15 protein-coding genes are annotated in these 16206 nt (G+C 71.4%); 8 read left to right on the top strand and 7 right to left on the bottom strand.

Features of this window, described 5'->3' with window-relative positions:
- The first annotated feature begins 5 nt into the window (after positions 1-5).
- Entirely contained in the window at positions 6-1511 is a 1506-nt protein-coding gene (locus ACTMTJ_RS17900; protein WP_441217899.1) for a glucoamylase family protein, read from the top strand.
- Positions 1508-3334: a GH39 family glycosyl hydrolase gene (locus ACTMTJ_RS17895; RefSeq protein ID WP_441217898.1), complete on the top strand. Its 1827-nt coding sequence runs from the start codon at positions 1508-1510 to the stop codon at positions 3332-3334. The genes ACTMTJ_RS17900 and ACTMTJ_RS17895 overlap by 4 nt, the downstream gene beginning before the upstream one ends.
- Before the next feature lie 446 nt (positions 3335-3780).
- On the opposite strand, the gene ACTMTJ_RS17890 is transcribed toward ACTMTJ_RS17895, so the two are convergent.
- Both ACTMTJ_RS17890 and ACTMTJ_RS17885 read right to left on the bottom strand, forming a co-directional pair.
- Positions 3781-4665, bottom strand: coding sequence for a helix-turn-helix domain-containing protein (locus ACTMTJ_RS17890; RefSeq protein ID WP_441217896.1), 885 nt, complete (start codon positions 4663-4665; stop codon positions 3781-3783).
- A gap of 188 nt (positions 4666-4853) precedes the next feature.
- Positions 4854-5093 (bottom strand): DUF397 domain-containing protein, encoded by a 240-nt coding sequence (locus tag ACTMTJ_RS17885; protein ID WP_441217895.1) that lies wholly within the window; start codon positions 5091-5093, stop codon positions 4854-4856.
- A 241-nt stretch (positions 5094-5334) separates the two neighbouring features.
- On the opposite strand from ACTMTJ_RS17885, the gene ACTMTJ_RS17880 reads away from it, so the two are divergent.
- The 3 genes from ACTMTJ_RS17880 (at position 5335) to ACTMTJ_RS17870 (ending at position 7963) form a co-directional block, all read left to right on the top strand.
- Entirely contained in the window at positions 5335-5601 is a 267-nt protein-coding gene (locus ACTMTJ_RS17880; RefSeq protein WP_441217893.1) for a hypothetical protein, read from the top strand.
- Between the two features lie 111 nt (positions 5602-5712).
- Complete coding sequence (locus tag ACTMTJ_RS17875; RefSeq protein ID WP_441217891.1) at positions 5713-7311, top strand: flavin monoamine oxidase family protein; 1599 nt, start codon at positions 5713-5715, stop codon at positions 7309-7311.
- 10 nt (positions 7312-7321) lie between these two features.
- Positions 7322-7963, top strand: coding sequence for a Rid family hydrolase (locus ACTMTJ_RS17870; RefSeq protein ID WP_441217889.1), 642 nt, complete (start codon positions 7322-7324; stop codon positions 7961-7963).
- Between the two features lie 257 nt (positions 7964-8220).
- Here ACTMTJ_RS17870 and ACTMTJ_RS17865 read toward each other — a convergent pair whose 3' ends face one another.
- Positions 8221-9378 (bottom strand): nucleotide disphospho-sugar-binding domain-containing protein, encoded by a 1158-nt coding sequence (locus tag ACTMTJ_RS17865; RefSeq protein ID WP_441217887.1) that lies wholly within the window; start codon positions 9376-9378, stop codon positions 8221-8223.
- 54 nt (positions 9379-9432) lie between these two features.
- On the opposite strand from ACTMTJ_RS17865, the gene ACTMTJ_RS17860 reads away from it, so the two are divergent.
- Positions 9433-10377 carry a 50S ribosomal protein L11 methyltransferase gene (locus ACTMTJ_RS17860; RefSeq protein WP_441217885.1) on the top strand — a complete coding sequence of 315 codons (945 nt, stop codon included), beginning with the start codon at positions 9433-9435 and terminating at the stop codon, positions 10375-10377.
- 4 nt (positions 10378-10381) lie between these two features.
- Here ACTMTJ_RS17860 and ACTMTJ_RS17855 read toward each other — a convergent pair whose 3' ends face one another.
- On the bottom strand, positions 10382-11566 hold the full coding sequence (locus ACTMTJ_RS17855; RefSeq protein ID WP_441217883.1) for a 4-hydroxybenzoate 3-monooxygenase: 1185 nt from the start codon (positions 11564-11566) through the stop codon (positions 10382-10384).
- Positions 11566-12327: a hypothetical protein gene (locus ACTMTJ_RS17850; protein WP_441217881.1), complete on the bottom strand. Its 762-nt coding sequence runs from the start codon at positions 12325-12327 to the stop codon at positions 11566-11568. Before ACTMTJ_RS17850 ends, ACTMTJ_RS17855 begins: the two co-directional genes overlap by 1 nt.
- A gap of 514 nt (positions 12328-12841) precedes the next feature.
- Here ACTMTJ_RS17850 and ACTMTJ_RS17845 point away from each other — a divergent pair.
- Both ACTMTJ_RS17845 and ACTMTJ_RS17840 read left to right on the top strand, forming a co-directional pair.
- Positions 12842-13111 carry a DUF6343 family protein gene (locus ACTMTJ_RS17845; protein WP_441217879.1) on the top strand — a complete coding sequence of 90 codons (270 nt, stop codon included), beginning with the start codon at positions 12842-12844 and terminating at the stop codon, positions 13109-13111.
- 128 nt (positions 13112-13239) lie between these two features.
- Positions 13240-14121 carry a GNAT family N-acetyltransferase gene (locus tag ACTMTJ_RS17840; RefSeq protein ID WP_441218234.1) on the top strand — a complete coding sequence of 294 codons (882 nt, stop codon included), beginning with the start codon at positions 13240-13242 and terminating at the stop codon, positions 14119-14121.
- A 10-nt stretch (positions 14122-14131) separates the two neighbouring features.
- On the opposite strand, the gene ACTMTJ_RS17835 is transcribed toward ACTMTJ_RS17840, so the two are convergent.
- Entirely contained in the window at positions 14132-14593 is a 462-nt protein-coding gene (locus tag ACTMTJ_RS17835; RefSeq protein ID WP_441217877.1) for a deaminase, read from the bottom strand.
- Positions 14594-14603: 10 nt separating this feature from the next.
- Positions 14604-16103, bottom strand: a complete 1500-nt coding sequence (locus ACTMTJ_RS17830) for a methionine--tRNA ligase (RefSeq protein WP_441217875.1) — start codon at positions 16101-16103, stop codon at positions 14604-14606.
- Positions 16104-16206: the final 103 nt, after the last annotated feature.

Raw genomic sequence — 16206 nt, 5'->3', positions numbered from 1 at the left:
TTTCCATGCGACGTCTCCTCTCGGTTGTCCTGGCTATCGTTCTCCTACCCGCCGCCCCCGCTTCCGCCTCAGGCGATCCCCTGCGCACCTACGCGAAAGACACGTGGCGGTCGATGGTCGCCATGGTGGATCCGGCCACCGGCCTACCGGCCGACAACATCGGTGGCGACCTCGCGCCGGGCAGCCGCTCGGCGTACACGTCACCGACCAACATCGGCGGTCTCATGTGGTCGGCCGTCGCCGCCCGTGACATCGGCACCGTCTCCCGCCGCGAGGCGTCGCGCGTGGTCGGTGCGGCGCTCGACGGGCTCGCCGGGCTCGACCGGCACGACGACTCGGGCATGTTCTACAACTGGTACGACCCGCACACCGGCACGGTGATCACCACGTGGCCGGAGGACGGCACGCCGCGCACCCCGTTCCTGTCCAGCGTGGACAACGGCTGGCTGGCGGCCGCGCTCGTGGTGGTGCGCAACACGTTCCCCGAGCACCGGGCCCAGGCACAGGCGCTGCTCGCACCGATGGACTTCGGCTTCTACTACAACCCCGAGGCGCGCGGGCCCGACTTCCCGGCCGGCCTTATCCGCGGCGGTTTCTGGGACACCCAGCCGAACGAGTGCTTCGTCATCGGCAACTACCGCGACCGCGGGCCGGACGTCTGGTACACCTGCAACCACTACGACATCGCGGTGACCGAGCCGCGGATCGCCAGCTACCTCGGCATCGCGTTCGGCCAGATCCCGCCGGCGCACTACTTCGCCACCCAGCGCACCTTCCCGGCGACCTGTGACTGGGACTGGCTCGAGCAGCAGCCGACCGGCTTCACGGCCACGCACATGGGCATCCAGGTCTTCGAGGGCTCGTACACGTACCGGGGCATCCAGTTCGTGCCGAGCTGGGGCGGCGACATGTTCGAGGCGCTGATGCCGGACCTGTTCGTGCCCGAGGCGAAGTGGGGTCCGCGCAGCTGGGGCCGCAACCACCCGGCCACCGTGGCGGGGCAGATCGAGCACGGGCTGCGCGACGCGAAGTACGGCTACTGGGGCTTCTCCCCCGCCTCCGACCCGTTCGGCGGCTACCGGGTGTGGGGCGTCGACGCGATGGGCATGGACCCGCTCGGCTATCCCTCAGATGTGGAGTCGACGAACTACGACGGTGGCTTCGGCGACTGCCGCCCCGCCGCTCCGGCACCGACCTATGGGGACGGTGTGGTGACACCGCACGCCGCGTTCCTCGCGCTGCCGTACGCCAAGCGCGCGGTCGTCGACAACCTCGCCAAGATGAAGGCCAACCTCGGCGCCTACGGGCCGGGCGGCTTCTACGACGCGATCGCGGTGCGCAGCGGCACGGTGGCCAAGCGCTACCTGGCGCTCGACCAGGCGATGATCCTTGGCGCGCTCGGCAACGAGCTGGGCAACGGCTCGATCCACCGGGCGTTCGTGACGCCCCAGATCGAGCGCGCGCTGCGCCCGCTGATGGCGCAGGAGACGTTCAACGTGAGGGCTCTATGACTGTGGAAGACGTCGCCCGCGAGCGGTGGGCGGAGCTGATGGGGGCGGGCGGTGCCCAGGACCGGGCGCCCGGCGAGATCGTGCCGGCCGACCTGCCCGCCCCGGAGCGGCTCACCGCGACGGGCGGCCGCGGCCACGTCACGCTCAGCTGGGAGCCGGTGCCGGGCGCGATCGGGTACGCCGTGCACCGCGCGGCCGCGCCGTCCGGCCCGTACGAGCCGGTGGACCACGGCGGCGGTGACGTGCTCGCGGTGCCGCACGGCCCGTACGCGGACACCACCGGCGAGCCGTTCCGCGAGTACTGGTACGCGGTGGCGCCGCTCGGCACGGTCACGTCGATGGGCCCGCTGAGCGTGCCCGCGGCGGCGTCCGCGCACACCGGAGGCCCCGCCACGGTGCGGCTGGAGGTGGCCGCCGGCGGCGACGCCGGTCCACTGCACCGGCCGTGGCGGGCCGTGGTCGGCTCCGAGCACCTGAGCCACATGCTGTGCGCGGACACGAGCGGCGGCCGGCCGATCGGCGCGGAGCTGACCGAGGCGCTGCGCCGCACCCACGACGAGCTCGGCGTCGAGCAGGTGCGGGCACACGCGATCCTCTGCGACGACCTCGGGGTGTACAAGCTCGTCGACGGGGAGCCCCGGCTCGACTTCAGCGGCGTCGACCGGGTCTACGACACCGTGCTGGAGCTGGGCATGCGCCCGGTGGTCGAGCTCTCGTTCATGCCCCGCGACCTGGCCAGCGACCCTTCGCGGACCGTGTTCGCGTACCAGGCCGGCATCTCGCCGCCGCGCGACTGGGAGCGGTGGGCGTGGCTGGTCCGCGAGCTGACCGCGCACCTCGTCGAGCGGTACGGGCGGGACGAGGTGCGCGACAACTGGTGGTTCGAGGTGTGGAACGAGGCGAACCTGTCGGTCTTCTGGTCCGGCACGCCCGACGAGTTCTGGCGCCTGTACGACGAGACCGCCCGCGCCGTGAAGTCCGTCGACCCGGGGCTGCGCGTCGGCGGCCCCGCGTCGGCGGCGGTCGGGTGGATCGAAGACCAGCTGGCCCGCGAGTCCCCTGTGGACTTCGTCTCCACGCACACCTACGGCAGCCCGCCGCTCGACCTCCGCCCGCTGGCCGGCGACCGGCCTCTACTGTGGACGGAGTGGGGGGTGACCGCCACGCACGGCGGCGAGGTGAACGACACGGTGTTCGCGGCGGCGTTCCTGCTCCGCGGCATGCGGTCGGCGTCCCGGCGGGTCGAGGGGCTGGCGCCGTGGGTGGCCTCCGACCACTTCGAGGAGCTGGGGCGCCCGCCCCGGCTGACGCACGGCGGGTTCGGGCTGCTGACGGTTGGCAACCTGGCCAAGCCGAAGTACTGGGCGCTTACCCTCGCCCAGCGCCTCGGTGACACCGAGCTGCCGGTCACGCTCTCCGGCGACGGCGCGGGCGGGCTGGTCGAGGCGTGGGCGGCGCGCGCGGCCGACGGCACGGTCACGGTGCTGCTCTGGAACACCACCCTCGACCACGCCAAGGCCGGCGGCGACCCCGAGCTCGACCGGACGGTGACGGTCGACGTCACCGGCCTGCCCGCGGCGGCGTACCGGATGACGCATTGGCGCGTCGACGCCACCCACTCGAACATCGCCGCCGTGTGGCACACGATCGGCGAGGGCCGCGACTGGCCGGACGAACGGCAGTGGGCGGCCCTGCGCGAGGCCGACAAGCTCACCGAAGCCGAACCGTCGCGGGTGCTGGCGGCGGAGGCCGGCGCGGCGACGGTCACCTTCGACCTCCCGATGCCCGCGATCTCCTGCGTGGAGCTGACGCCCATCCCGTGAAAGGGCAGGGCTTCTGACTCTCACATTCGAAACAGAGATATGGGCTACCGCGGTGTCCGCTGTGGTCCAGACCGTCGCTCCCGCGGCCTCGCCCGTCCGCCGTTGGTCGCGCTCACCCCGGACGGCCCTGCCGGGCCGTGCGGACTCCCGGCTGGAAACGGGGTGCGCGCTGACCACATTTGCTCTGCTCCCTTATAGGGGGCACCCATGCCTAGGCAGGCCAACCGCCGACCGCCTCCTATACGGGTGCAGAGCAAATGCGGTCAGCGGACGCCTACTCATCCCCCGGGCCGCCGGCCCGGGGATGGCTGTCGACCTGGACGCACAGACGGGGCAGCTCCACAGCAAGCCGTGAGCGTGACCAGCGGCGGACGGGCGAGGCCGCGGGAGCAGCGGTCTGGACCACGACGGACGTCGCGGTAGCTCGAATTTTTGGAAAGGTCCTGCTACGGCTCGCGGTCGTAGTCGTGGAGGATGCGCTCGAGCAGCGCCAGTGTGCGGTCGGGCGGCAGGGCCTCGACGCAGAGCCGCTCCATGGCCGCCGCGTAGGAGTCGACGTCGTCGCGCTTGTCGAGGTAGAGCGCGGTGGTGAGCTGCTCCATATAGATCACGTCGGGCAGCTCGGCGTCGGGGAAGCGGAGGATCGAGAAGGCGCCGCCGGCCGCCGCGTGGCCGCCGGCGCTGAACGGGACGATCTGGATCGTCACGTTGGGCAGCTTGGTGGCGTCGATCAGGGCGGCGATCTGGGTGCGCATCACGGTGGCGCCGCCGATCGGGCGGCGCAGCACGGCCTCGTCGAGCACGGCCCACAGGTGGGGCGCGCCCGGACGGGTCAGCAGCTGCTGGCGGGCCATGCGGACGTCGACGCGGCGGTCGATCTCGTCGAGGCCGGCGGCGCCGTGGCCGATCATCACGACGGCCCGTGCGTACTCGCGGCTCTGGAGCAGGCCGGGGACGAACTGCACCTCGTAGGTGCGGATCATGCCGGCGCTGGACTCGAGGCCCAGGTAAGCCTGGAACCAGGATGGGAGCACGTCGCTGAAGCGCTGCCACCACCCCTGTGTATTGGCCTGCCGGGCAAGGGCCAGGAGGGCTTCGCGCTCGGTCTTGTCATGCACCCCGTAAAGCGTCAGGAGGTCGGCCACATCCCGCTCCTTGAACCCGACCCGGCCGAGCTCCATCCGGCTGATCTTGGACTCGGATGCCCGGATTTCCCACCCGGCGGCTTCGCGGGTGACCCCATTGGCCTCGCGGAGCTTGCGGAGCTGTGAGCCGAGCAGAATCCGCAGCACGGTCGGCCCGCCGGCCCCGGCCTCCGGCCCTGTCGTCACACTGCCCTCCAGGCTGGTCGCAAGCCGCCGAGGCTGACGCCCACTGTGCTCGCTCACTAGCTGCCAGGGGTAAGCATGCCATGACCGTCTGGCGAGGAGGATCCCCGTTTCGTTCATGATTGGCGCGGCTGTGCCAGGGGGTTGGCCGTGGCGCCGGCCACCCCGATGGTCATGGAAACGCTCCCGCCTCAGGTCAAGAGGTGATCGAAGTCTCCGTCCCTGGCCCCCAAGATGAACGCGGCGATTTCTTCCGTGGTGTAGATCAGTGCGGGGCCTTCGGGATCGCGCGAGTTGCGGATCGCGATCCCGGCCCCGCCGGGCAGCTCGGCGACCTCCACACAGTTTCCGCTGGGGTTGCTGCGGCGACTTTTCCGCCACGCGACCGCCGGAAGCTTGCCGGCGGGCGTGCCGTTGACAATCTGGCTCATCGACGTCTTTCTCATCGGCCTGCGTACGGGCTTGGTACCCGGCCGCCAGGGTTCGATCAGATCATCTGCACGTGCATCAGCCCTTGCGTCTGCAAGGGCCAGCTAGCATGATAACTCTGTGCTACTAGTGCAAGGTCGTTCACGTTTTGTGACGGAAGCGCGGGCCGCGACCGGCCCGCGGGGCACACCCCTCTGTCCCAATCCTCATCACGAAGCCAAAACCACCTGCTGGGAGTAGATCATGCCTGCGCCGACCATCGATCCGACCCAGCGCGACCCCCAGGCCGTAGCCCCTACGGACAGTTACCGCCCGGCGGACCGCGTGTGGGTCTACCGCGGCGGCACGTGGCGCGCGGGCGTCGTCGAGACGGTCTCCCCCCGGGCCGCCACGGTGACGTACCGGCCGAACAGCGCCCGCGGCACCGGGGTCGACACGCTGACCGCCCTGTACATGTGTCCCCGTGCGGACGTCGACCCACTGCTCGACCGCGTCCCGCAACGGCTGTAGGTGCCGCCAGTCGTTACCGGACACTAACGCCACCGAAATAGAGTGTTGCGAATGTTTCCTTGCTGATCTTGAGGCCTTCGGTCCGAGGGCCTCCGATCGAGAGGAGACATGGTGGCGATACCACAAACCCGCCGGCGGTTCCTCCAGGCGGTCGGGATGACCGGTGGAGCGGGCGTCCTCTACAGCACGATGGGGGCGCTCGGTCTGGCGCCGGCCGCGCAGGCGGCACCGCCGTTCCGCGCGCCGCGCGAGTCCGACTTCACGCTGACCGGCCGCTCACACAAGTCGGTGCTAATCCTCGGCGCCGGCATCGCGGGCCTCGCGACCGCGTACGAGCTGCGCAAGGCTGGCTACCGGGTACGCATCCTGGAGGCGCGCGACCGGCCCGGCGGTCGCAACTGGACGGTGCGCGGCGGCACCGTCGAGACCGACCTGGACGGCCACACCCAGCGTGCCCGGTACGCCAAGGGGCAGTACCTCAACGCCGGCCCGGCCCGCATCGCCCAGCACATGGTCACGCTCGACTATTGCCGCGAGCTGGGCGTGCCGATCGAGATGTTCGGCAACCAGAACGCCGACGGCTACTACTACAACGAGGGCGCGGGCGCGCTCTCCGGCACACCGGTCCGCCACCGCACCGCCAAGTCCGACGTCTACGGCTACGTCTCCGAGCTGCTCGCGAAGGCCACCGACCAGGGCGCGCTGGACGGCCAGCTCACCGCCGACGACAAGGAACGTCTGCTCGCGTTCCTGCGCAACTTCGGCTCGATCGGCGGGCGGGCGGACGGCTGGAAGTACACCGGCAGCAGCCGCCGCGGGTACCTCGTGGACCCGGGTGCCGGCTTCGAGGCGGGCACGCCAAACCTGCCACCGTACGCCCTCTCCGACGTGCTCGCGAGCGGCGTGGGGCAGTACTTCTCCTTCGAATTCGGCTGGGATCAGGCGATGCTCATGTTCCAGCCGGTCGGTGGCATGGACCGCATCGCGTACGCGCTGGAGGAGGCGGTCGGCGGCCACCGCGTCACGTACGGGGCGGAGGTCCGCTCCATCACCAACAAGGGCTCGGGCGTCGAGGTCGTCTACACCGGAGCGGGCGGGCGGACCAGCGTCGCCTCGGCCGACTTCTGCGTCTGCACGATCCCGCCGCAGGTGCTCACGAAGATCCCCTCCAACCTCACCCCGGCGGTCAAGGAGGCGCTCGCCTACGCGCAGCCGGTGAGCACCGGGAAGATCGGTCTCCAGTACGGGCGGCGGTGGTGGGAGGAGGACGACAAGATCTACTCCGGCATCACCAACACCAACCTCGACCTCTCCACCATCTGGTACCCCTCGTACGGCTACCACGGGGCGAAGGGCATCGTCGTCGGCTACTACAACTTCGGCGCCAACGCGGACCTCTACGCCTCGCTCACACCGGCCGAGCGGCAGGCGCGGGCCGTCGAGCAGGGCGTGAAAATCCACGGCGAGAAGTACCGCACCGAGCTGGAGGCGGCGTTTTCGGTGGCGTGGCAGCGCACCCGGTACAGCGAGGGCGGTTGGGTCTCCTGGCCGTCCCGCACCAGTGGCCACTATGGACGGTTGCTGGAGCCGGACGGCAGGGTCTACTTCGCCGGCGACCACCTCAGCTATTACATCGCCTGGCAGGCAGGCGCGTTCGAGTCCGCCCGCAAGGTCGTCACCGATCTGCACGCCCGCGTGCTGTCCAGTTAGGAGGCTTACCATGCGCCTGTCCCGCCGGCTCCTCGCCCTGGCCCTGCCGACCGCCGCGGTCTCGGCCACGATGGCGACACCCGCCGCCGCGCACTCGCGGCTGCGCCCGACCGAGGTCAAACCCAACCTGCCCGCCGGCCAAAGCAACCCCCTCATCGCGAACGGGGTGAGCGTCGGCGGCCTGGTGGCGCTGTACCGCAGCAGCGGCACCGGTCCGGCGGCCCGCAACACGAGCGCGCCGGCGGGCACGCCGGAGGCGTACGTCGACCCGGCCCAGTTTCCCGGCGCCGCCCTGCCCGCGGGCGTCACGCTGACCGAGGCGCAGAGCTGGAACGCGTTGGCCCGCATCGGGGAAAACCTGGCCGCGGTCAAGCTCCGCTACGCCGACGTCATCTCGATGCGCGTCTTCCTCGACAACCCGCCCGGCGCGGCGACCGCGGACTACGCGGGGTGGAACCGCGCGTACCGCCAGTTCTTCGCCAACGTCGACCTGGTCAGCGGAGCGGTGGTGCCGGTGCCGCTGGGCAGCGCGCCGCCCGCCCCGCCCCAGGTGGCAAACCGCGCCAGACCGTCGCGCACGACCATCGAGGTAGCCAGCCTGCCGGTCCCGGGCTGGCTCGTGGAAGTGGAGGTGGAGGCGGTTCTCCGCTAGGCGTCTCGCACCCCCGCGGAGAGAGCGTGAGGCTTCGGAGCCGCGCTGGTTACTCTACGCCACCAGATCTTGGTATTTAGTGGCCCCTATAGGGGCCAATCCGTACCACGATCTGCTCGCGTCCCAAACAGCGGACGGGACAGACCGCGAAAGCTAGATCCGACCGCGGGCACCCGTTCCGCCCCGCGGGCTTGCACCGCGGATTTGGCAGCGCGGGTCGGGGATCTCGGCTGCGTCACCCTGACCCCGAAGGCTTTCTAGATCAGGTCGGTCAGCTGAGCGGCAAGGTCGGCGGGGGCGGGGAGCTCGGCCATCCGCGTGGCCGCCGCCCGCGCGGCCGCCGTGACAGCGGTGTCGGTCAGGAGCTTCGACACCGTGGCGGCGTCCACATCGGCCGGCGGGCACCAGGCGCCGACGCCCAGGCCGGCGACCGCGGTCGCGTTGATGAACTGGTCGGCGCCGTGCGGCAGGATCAGCTGCGGCACGGCGGCGGCCAGGGCGGCCATGGTCGTGCCGGAGCCGCCATGGTGAGCCACCGCCGCGCTGCCGTCCAGCAGGTGGTGCAGCGGCACCCAGCCGACCGGGCGCACGTTGGGCGGGAGGGGCCCGAGCGGGGCCAGGTCGGCGTCGCCGCCCAGCGCGAGCACGAAGTCGGCGTCGACGTCGCGGGCGGCGGCGAGCATCCGGGCCAGGCCGCCCACGCCCTGTAGGCGCGGCACGACCGTGCCCATCGTGATGAGCACGCGCGGACGCTCCGGTGGCCGCCACAGCCACTCCGGCAGCTCGCCGCCCGCGTTGTACGGCACGTAACGCATCGACAGGGCGGCGTCGCTCGGGCCCAGCATCATCTCCGGCGGGGCCACGTGGATGACCACCCGGCGTCGTGGCAGGGCCGGTGGGGCGCCGGCCCGCTCGTAGGCCTCCGCCAGGTGGGGCAGGAAGCGGGCGGCCAGGTCGTCTTCGCTCTGGAGGTTGAAGCCGTGCTCGACGGCGGGCACGCCCAGCGCGCTCGCCGCCGCCAGGCCCGCGCCCTGAAGCCGGGAGTGCACCACGAGGTCGGGCCGCCAGCGCCGGGCCACCTCGGCGGTGGCCGCCGCGGTGACCGCCGAGATCTGGCCGAACGTGCGCAGCAGCAGCTCGTGCACCTCGTGGCCGGCCTCGGCGATCCGCTTGCCGCGCTCGCTCATCCGCCGGGCGCGCTCGTCGGGCGGGCCGGTGGCGGTGCCGAAGATGGCGGCGATCGCGCTGGCCGGGGCCGTCTCGACGGCCGGCAGCCCGGCGTGGACCGCCGCCTCGACGCTCTCGGCCGCCGTGGCCACCAGCACCTCGTGGCCGGCCGCGCGGAGCGCCCAGGCCAGCGGCACGGTCGGGAAGAGGTGGCCGATCCCTGGGGACACCGCGAAGAGCACGCGCACCGGCCCAACGGTAGCATTGATCGAGGTGCCTGATTATCCACTATGGAGGATCCAGTGTCCGACATCCCGTTCACCGTCGACCTCCACATGCGACTGCTGCTCAGCCTCGACCGCGGCCACGCCGTGCAGCGGGCGGTGGCCGCCGCGGTGCGGCCGGGTGCGCGGGTGCTCGACGCCGGCACGGGCAGCGGGCTGCTCTCCTTTGTGGCGCTGGCCGCGGGCGCCGGTGAGGCCGTCGCGGTCGACCGCCACCACGTGGAGATGGCGCGCACGCTGGCCGCGCACAACGGGTTGGCCGACCGGATGACGGTGGTCCAGGGCGACCTCTCCCAGCTCCACCTGTCCGGCGTCGACCTGGGGCGCCGCTTCGACCTGCTGCTCGCGTTCATCCACGTCAACAACCCGCTGGTCGACGAGGAACGCGCCCGGATGGTCCACGAGGTGCGCGACCGCTTCTGCGCCGACGACTGCGTGGTGCTGCCGGAGGCCGTGCGCTACCGGGCGGTGGGCTGCGACCGCCTCGACTGGGACCTCCCCACCGAGCTCGCCGACCTCGACGACGCGGCCGGCATGCTGCGCGGTGCGTACGGGCTCGACTTCCAGCCGCTGGTCGACGCGGCCAAGCGGGGCGTCGCGCGGTCGGCCAGCCGGCCGGAGAGCGCGGTGCGTCCACAGTGGCGCTCCCCCACGACGATGGGCTCGCTCCGCTTTCCCCGCGAAGACGTGCGGGTGCTGACGGCGAGCCACGACTTCGCCACGTTCGACTACACCGGGCCGGCGTTCACCGGCTTTCCGCCCGAGGTGCGGCTGACGATCGCCACGCCCGGGCGGCTGAGCGGCGTCATCTGGACACAGGAGCTGCTCTGCGGCGGTCAGTCGGTGTGGACCACCGAGGCGTACAGTCCACTCGCGACACCGTGGGCGGTCTCGGCGGGCGACGAGGTCACGCTGGCGACCGGCGACGAGTGGCGGGCCACCAACGTGCTACGCACGGCGTGAGCTTTCACCAGTAGCCGATGTAGTCCTCCAGGAAGGCCGCGCCGTACGACGGGGAGGCGATGATCCGCTCCAGCCGGGCCATCTGCACCTGGTGCAGAAACGGCGCGGTCGGCGTGCCCAAGCCGGGCGTGTTGACCAGGTCCATCATCCAGTGCACGAACTCCTGGACGCGCCAGATGCGGGCGAGCCGCGTCGCCGAGTACGCGTCGAGCCGTTCGTGGTCGTGGCGGACGAAGCGGTCGACCAGGCCGAGCGCCAGCTCCTCGGCGTCGGCCAACGCGAGGTTGAAGCCCTTGCCTCCCACCGGCGGCACGACGTGCGCCGCGTCGCCGGCCAGGAAGAGCGAGCCGTGCCGCATCGGCGTACAGACCAGGCTGCGCATGCGCACCATGCCGGTGGAGAGGATCGGTCCTTCGTGGAGGGTCCACGGCTCGTCGAGCGCCAGGCGCAGCCGGATCTCCTTCCAGATGCGCTCCTCCGGCCAGTCGTCCGTGGTGTCGTCGCGCGCGCACTGGAGGTAGAAGCGGCTCACCTCGGGGGTACGCCGCACGTGCACGCACGAGCCCGACTCGTGGATGGAGTTGATGACGCAGTCGCTGGAGGGCGGGGCCTGGGCGAGCACGGCCAGCCACGCGTATTCGTACTGGTGCTCGTAGCTGCGCAGGGCGCCCGGCGGCACGGTGCGACGGGACACGCCGTACTCGCCGTCGGCGCCGACCACCACGTCGCACTCGATCACCTCGGCGCCGCCGTCCGGGCTCTCCACCTCGATCCGCGGGTGGTCGCCCTCGATGCCGGTGATCACCCGGGCCGGCGTCTCGAAGCGCAGGTCGCCGCCGTCGCCCAGGTAGGCCTCGACAAGGTCGCGCACGAGGAACTGCTGCGGGTAGATGTAGTGGCTGCGCCCCTGCGCGATCGGGTCGTACCGGAGCGGGTAGCGCCGGCCGCCCATCCGAAACTCGATCTTGTTTTCCACCTGGCCGGTGCCGAGCAGCCCGCCGGCCAGGTCGTGGCGGCGCAGCAGGTCGACCACGCGGTGCTCGACGGTGCCGCCGCGGGAGCGCTGCTCCACGTACGCCCGGTCGCGGTGCTCGACCACCACGCACTCGACGCCGGCCCGGCGCAGCAGGGTGGCGGCGAGCATCCCGGCGGGGCCGGCTCCGACGATCCCGACCTGGGTGGTGGTCATCAGCATTCACTCCGCTCGCTGGTGAGGGTCGACGTCGGGACCGCGGCTCGCGCCAGGGTGCCCTCGGGGGTCAGCGCGAAAAGCCGCGCCCGCATGAGCTGGCGGAGCGCGGTAAGGCCGGCCTGCGTGCTGCGCCCGCGGGAGGCGGCGGCCATCCGCAGGCTGGGCAGCACGTCGCCGCCGAAGCGGGCGCAGATGAACTTGTGCGCCTCGTACGCCGTGACCGTCGCCTCGACGAACTGCTCGAACGCCTCACCCGCCGGGCCCCGCCCGTGCGCCGCCGCGGTGGCCCGCAGCCGCCCGAAGAGGCCGACCAGGTAGGAGTGGTCGCGGGTCTGAAGCCCACTGAAGCCCTCGCGCACGGCGGGCGGGCTCATCGCCGGCCGGATGCGCTCCTCGTAGTCGACCGGGCCGAAGTCGGAGGTGAACTTGATGGCCGCCGCCGAGCTGCGCATGAACGCGGCCGCGACCCGCACGGCGGCGTCCGCGTCGGCGGCCGCTTCGCCGTCCCGATCCTCCGCGCTCGCCTCGAGGTAGCAGTTGATACCGACGATCACGCCTTGCAGCAGCGCGAAGAAGAGCTGGTGGCCGATCAGCCAGCGCCGCTCCGGGTCGTAGCCGGCCGGAGTGTGCCGCGGGGCGGGGCGCAGGACGACGGGGACGCCCTCCTTGAGCCCGTCGCCCGCCGCGTATCGCAGGAGCGCGTCGAGCCCGGCGAACAGTTCCTGCCACTCCACCGGGTCGACAATCGAAAGGCCCATGGCCAGGCCGTTTTCGTGTACCGAGGAATGGCTTTGAAGGAGGCCGCGCACAAACGCGAATGCAGGCCTATGTTTCGCACGGGTGACCTGGAAATAACGGTCATGTTCGACGTGCTCGGGGTCGTCGTCATCAACGGGCACAATGTCCGACCACTGCTCATCCCATAGACCGGGATCGAAGACCGTTTCAATTACCCCGGAGTAAGACAGGTCGCGCGTCACGCCCGCGACCTGCTCTCTTGTTTTGGGCAATAGTGCAGGATACGGCAAGCACAATAAGCCACTATGCACGGCGTCCCCGCCCTTCGGAGAAGGTTTCAGGCGACGAGAAATTGACGACTCAGGCCAAACTCGAATCGCATTTCGGCCGCGGCGCTGCAGTCCCCCAAGATTCTCGGCGAGGTCCTTAACCCTGTCAATCCCTCGATCCGATCTTCTACGTATTCCCAGCTAGCGGCCGTGCAGAATCATTTATCAAGTGTGGGGTGTACGAAATCGGGGTATCCGCAATGACATGAGCACACAACCCGGACAGCCGCGTGGCCGGCGCGGGACGGTTGGACACGCGTACAGCGCCCTCAACCTGCGGCTCCTGCTCGCCTCGATCGGTCTCGTGTTCATGGTGGTGTTGGCGGTGCTGCTCGCCGTCGCCGACCAGCCGGTGCTGGCGATCATCGCGAGCGCGCTGGCGGCCGTGGCCGCGATCGACATCGCGGTCGTCGTCCGGCGCATCCGCACCCGCCACCGCGCGGACCCCAACCGCCACTACTCCCTCTTCGAGTGAAGCCGCGCCCCGCCTTCACCGGCTCGCGATGAAGGCAGGCAGCGGAGATCGGGGTTTCGGCGAGCCCAAGCCAGCCGCCGGAGCGTGCGAATCCGCTTGAGGAGCGACGTAGTGTTTCTCTCGTGCGGATGCGCCCCTACCGTGACGCCGACATGCCGGCCCTCCAGGAGACGTTTTCGGGGTGGATCGCGGAGGCGGGCCGGTGCGGATACGACCACATCGGCGAGCTGCCGCACCGGGTCTACGAAAACCTGCGCGGCCGCCGGCCGGTCGGTGAGCTGGTCCAGGTGTGGGAAGACGGGCCGGAGCTGGTGGGGCTGGGCATCAACCTGCGGTTCGGCGAGGCGTTCGACGTCTTCACCGCGCCGGCGTTGCGGGGCTCGTCCGCCGAGGAGGAGATGTTACGCGTCGCGGCCGCGACGACCGGCGGGCTGATCACCGGGGCGTACGTGGGCACCGACGTCTTCGACTGTGACACCGCGCGGATCGACCTGCTTACCCGGCTCGGGTTCGCGCGCTTTCGCACCTGGGACGACGTGCGTGAGCGGCCGCTCGGTGAGCTGCCGGCGGAGGAGCCGCCGGCAGGGTTCACGATCCGGGCCGCCACGTTCGACGACGCGGACGGGCTTGCCGAGGCGCGCAACACGTCGTTCGCGGACGACTGGACCGGCGGGCAGTACCGCGACGAGGTGATGGCGAAGCCCGGCTACGACCCGGCGCGCGAGATCGTGGCGGTGGCGGACGACGGGCGGATCGCGGCGTTCACGGTGTGCTGGATGGACAGTCGCAATAGGACCGGTCACTTCGAGCCGGTGGGCACGCACTCCGCGTTTCAGCGCCGGGGGCTGGCCCGCGCGGTGATGGTGGCCGGCATGGCCCGCATGGCGGAGGCCGGCATGGCGACCGCGACCGTCAACCACAACGCGGAAAACGTGGCGGCGCGGCGGTTGTACGAGTCGCTGGGCTTCGCGAAGGGGCACGAGACGTACGGCTACCGCCGAGCGGTGTGAGGCGGGGCGGTCAGAGGCCGAGGTGGGCGTTGGCCGCCCGCGCCAGATGGGCGAACTCGGGCAGCTCCACCACCGCCACGCCGGCCGCCATCAGCATCGCCACGCCCTCGCACGCGGCGAAGAGGGCCGGCTCGCGCCAGGCGAACACCACCTCGGGGATGCCGGCGGCGATGATCAGACTGGTGCAGGTGGCGTGCGGCCGGCTACGCCGCGTGGTGCACGGTTCCAGCGTGCTGTAGAGGGTCGCCGTGGTGAGCCGGCGGTCGCCGGCGGCCTTGAGCAGGGCGGATTCCTCGGCGTGAACGTGGGGATCGTCGTCCCGGGAGTAGCCGTAGGCGATCTCCCGCCCGCTGTCGGACACGATCACCGCACCGACCGCGAAGGCGGCGGCGGAGTGCGGCGAGCGGCGGGCCAGGTCGACCGCGCGGCTCATCCACCGGTGGTGGTGGTCCACGCGGCTGCCGTCCGTCACGCTCACATCCTCAACCTCCGGGCGGCACTGCTGGCTCGTCAACCCGTGGAAACAGGGGACGTGGCTCGGGAAGGCGGCCGTCGACCGGGGCGCACTGGGCCGTGACGCGCGCGGCCGCCTCCGGCAGAAACGGCGCCAGCAGCTCGCCCACCGCCTGGCACGCGGCCAGCAACACGCCGAGCGCCTGGTCCAGCGCCGCCGCGTCGCTCCGCGCGAGCTGCCACGGGCGGGCCTCCTCCACGTACCGGTTGGCCTCCTCCACCACCTGCCACACGGCCGCCGTCGCCAGGCGAAAATCGAAATCCGCCAGCGCCGCGTCCACCCGCCCGGGCGCCGCGCGCCACGCGGCCACCAGTGGGTCACCCTCATTCATCTGGTACCGGCGGGGAGTCCCGCCCCGGTAACGGTGGACCATGCTGACCACTCGGTGCACGAGGTTGCCCAGGTCGTTGGCCAGGTCCCGTTCGTAGCGGGCGGTCAGCCGCGCCACCGTGAAGTCGGCGTCGCCGACGCGGGGCACCTCGCGCAGCAGCCACCACCGCACCGCGTCCACGCCGAAGCGGTCGACGAGCGCGACCGGGTCGACCACCGCCCCCGACGACTTGCTGATCTTCTGGCCCTCGGCGGTGAGGTAGTCGTGCACCAGCACGTCCGTGGGCAGCGGCGCACCGGCCGACAGCAGCATCGCCGGCCAGTACACGGCGTGGAAGCGCAACACTCCCTTGCCGACCAGGTGGACCCGGCGGTCGCCGCGCACCCACCAGCGGTCGTACGCCGCGCCGCCGGTGCCGTAGTCGAGCGACGTGACGTAGTTGCCGAGCGCGTCCCACCAGACGTAGATGACCTGGCCCTCGTCGCCCGGCACGGGGATGCCCCAGCCCCGCGCGCGGGTGTGCGAGCGGGAGATGCTGAAGTCTTCCAACCCGGCCGCGACGAACGCGAGCACCTCGTTGCGCCGCGCGGCCGGCTCGATCCGCAGCCGTCCACTGTGGATCACGTCGAGGAGGCGGTCCTGGTAGCGGGAGAGGCGGAAGAACCAGTTTTCCTCGGCGACCCGCTGCGGCTCGGTGCCGTGCTCGGGACAGCGCCCACCGGCCAGCTCCGCCGGCGTGTAGAACTGCTCGCAGCCGACGCAGTACAAGCCTTCGTAGTGCTTGCGGTAGAGGTCGCCGGACTCGGCGCAGGCCCGCCACAGCCGCTCCACGCCGGGGCGATGCCGAGGGTCGCGGCTGGTCCGGATGAAGTCGTCGAACGAGAGGCCGAGCGGCCCGCGCAGCGCTTCGAACGCGCCCGCGTTGCGGTCGACGAGCTCCTGTGTGGACACTCCTTCGGCCGCGGCGGCGAGCACGTTCTTGAGCGAGTTGTCGTCGGTGCCGGAGAGGAAGCGCACCGCGTCGCCGCGCTGCCTCCGGTGCCGCGCGAGCACGTCGGCCTGCACCAGCTCCAGCGCGAAGCCGAGGTGCGGGCTGGCGTTGACGTACGGGATCGTGGTGGTCACGTAGTAGGTCATCGTTAGCGATCCTCGCGGGTAGGAGCGGGGCCCCGCGGACATGAAGAGAGGCCCCGTCTCGGGGGCCTCGTGCGTGCAGCTCGGAGTGTCCCCGCTAGCGGGG

It is taken from the genome of Phytohabitans sp. LJ34 (assembly GCF_052068095.1).
Taxonomy (GTDB): Bacteria; Actinomycetota; Actinomycetes; order Mycobacteriales; family Micromonosporaceae; genus Phytohabitans.
Note: the sequence above shows the minus strand (reverse complement) of the source record. Positions and strands in the feature narration are given on the sequence as shown.